Consider the following 1,651-nt stretch of genomic DNA (forward strand, 5'->3'; position numbering starts at 1 on the left):
CGAAATCAAAGGTACTACCTCTGTTGTCTCTGTTGGCCTGCCAGGTACCTCGGTTACTTACCGATTTGATGCTGTTCCAATGGTATGGTTTCCTCCTGAGTCTCTGGAAAAAGCCTCGTTCAGCTGGTCTGCCGATGGGCAGTCTCTTTTCGTCAAACGGTCATTATCGGAGCGTACATCGGACAAATCTATTACCAGGATCGAATTTGAATATTCAGGCTGTCTCAGCAGCGTCTTCACTAAAGATGTTCTGAAGCATCTGTTTACAAGGTATAACAGTATCAACCCTGAACTCTTCAATTTTGTTGCCTTTCCGGCTTCTGGTGAAAGGCGCGGTGGTAGAAGAGGTGGCATAATCTTTGGTGAATTGAGGGAAGAGCCAATCTCTGGCTGTACAGCGCTTGATGTATCCCGGAATGCCCCTGACGCCAACTCAAATCCACTGCATCCAGATTATAAACCTCGCCGCTCAGGGATTCTGCCCCCTCTGGATTACGAGCCAAAAGTAAAGAATCTCTCTTCGGAACAACGGCCTGAACTGCCGAAAAAATACGCTTCACTTCCTCCAATTAAGAAGGAACGTAACATGTCAGCCATCCAATAATTTGATTAACCGAACCGTTTAATCGTTTTTCTCCCGTTTCACACTCTTAGCGCTACAGCAGGAGATCTCAGAACAGAGATTTATAAGAAGTTTAATACTGGCTTGACTCCGTAATTATCACTGAATGACTGATTTCGATGGCAAAGATAGACTAGTATTGCCGTATATCTATCCCAACAATGCATTAAAGAATTCAGGAACCAATTCAGTGGCAGGCCCGGTAAGACTCCGATCAAACCGTGAGGCGTGGTAACCGGGCTCAAGATTCAACTCAACGGTCTCGGCGCCCGCGGCCTTAGCTTCTGCAAAAAAACCGGCAGCAGGATACACATTACCCGAAGTTCCGATGGAAACGAAAAGGTCACATTGCGATAGAGCTTTATAGATGCGATCCATCTGCAAAGGCATTTCGCCAAACCAGACAATGTGAGGCCGCAGATTACCTGCCTGAAGACAACATGGGCAGAGTGTTTCGGTAGTAAGATCATCATGCCAGTCAAAAACCTGTTCTGTATCCTGACAACTGGCTTTATAAAGCTCACCATGCATATGAATCAGGTTCTGACTGCCCGCCCGGGAATGCAAATCGTCAACGTTCTGGGTGACCAGCAGAAACTCGCCATCATAGGATTTTTCGAAGTCTGACAAAGCCTTGTGAGCAGCATTGCAAACTACTTCAGTCAGTTGTTGACGTCTGTCATTGTAAAAAGCCTGCACCAAAGCCGGATTGCGATTATAACCTTCCGGCGTGGCGACCTCTTCAACCGGATGATTTTCCCAAAGGCCATCACTGGCCCTGAAAGTACGAATACCCGACTCGGCAGAAATACCGGCACCGGTCAGAACAACAATAGATGGGTAATTGTGCATGAGTTTTTGATCAATAGTAAATTGAATTCTTTATCTTCCCAGAAGCCTGAATTTCTGTTGGCATTCAGACTTCTGATCTTTACCGGTATTACCGGGAGTACACCGAGGTATAAGAAAGCGTTTTGTTGCTTTTAGCAGGAACTTTAACCTTGATGGTATCAGTCTGCTGCAGAGCAC

Annotated in this window: 2 protein-coding genes; one reads left to right on the top strand and one right to left on the bottom strand. The window is 46.2% G+C overall.

Going from position 1 to position 1,651, the window contains the following annotated elements; all coding sequences use genetic code 11:
* Nucleotides 1–604 (top strand): hypothetical protein (locus tag KDK19_RS01185; protein WP_257291168.1); only part of this gene is annotated, 604 nt, incomplete at its 5' end.
* A gap of 168 nt (nucleotides 605–772) precedes the next feature.
* Here KDK19_RS01185 and cobB read toward each other — a convergent pair.
* A complete protein-coding gene (cobB, locus tag KDK19_RS01190; RefSeq protein ID WP_257274155.1) occupies nucleotides 773–1,474 on the bottom strand; it encodes a Sir2 family NAD+-dependent deacetylase in 702 nt (233 codons plus the stop codon).
* Nucleotides 1,475–1,651: the final 177 nt, after the last annotated feature.

This window comes from Endozoicomonas sp. ONNA1 (assembly GCF_024606325.1).
In the GTDB taxonomy this organism is placed as follows: domain Bacteria; phylum Pseudomonadota; class Gammaproteobacteria; order Pseudomonadales; family Endozoicomonadaceae; genus Endozoicomonas_A.